We start from the raw sequence: 562 nt of genomic DNA on the forward strand, positions 1-562 counted from the left end.
TTCCACCTTGAATTCGGTGTTTTCGAGGATATTGGCCTCGCCCAGGAAGTTGGCCACGAATCGCGTTTTCGGCCGATCGTAGAGAGCCTCAGGTGTATCGATCTGCTCGATTTGACCAGCTCGCATGACGACAATGCGGTCCGACAAGGTGAGGGCTTCCTCCTGATCATGGGTCACGCAAATTGTCGTCTTTCCAAATTCCCGGTGCAGTTCCTTGATTTCGATCTGCATCTGCTCGCGCAGATTTCGATCCAATGCGCCAAGCGGCTCGTCGAGTAGCAGGATCGGCGGGTCGGCAATCAGTGCGCGAGCAACGGCCACCCGCTGCTGCTGCCCACCGCTCAACTGAGACGGCATGCGCCCGCCAAATTCCCCCAGTCGCACCCGTTCAAGCATCCGGCTGACCCTCTTCGCCCTATCTGCGGCCTTGACCCCGCGCATCTCGAGCGGAAACTCCAAATTCCGGCGAACGGTTAGGTGCGGGAACAGCGCATAACTTTGGAAGACGATGCCTTGGTCACGTCTGTAAGACGGGACTTCGGAAACCGATTTCCCCGCAATG

1 protein-coding gene is annotated in these 562 nt (G+C 57.8%); it reads right to left on the reverse strand.

What is annotated here, in order from left to right; all coding sequences use genetic code 11:
• A partial coding sequence (locus RCCGE510_RS32820) for an ABC transporter ATP-binding protein (protein WP_037081060.1) occupies positions 1-562 on the reverse strand: 562 nt, incomplete at both ends.

This window comes from Rhizobium sp. CCGE 510, from assembly GCF_000292525.1.
Taxonomy (GTDB): Bacteria; Pseudomonadota; Alphaproteobacteria; order Rhizobiales; family Rhizobiaceae; genus Rhizobium.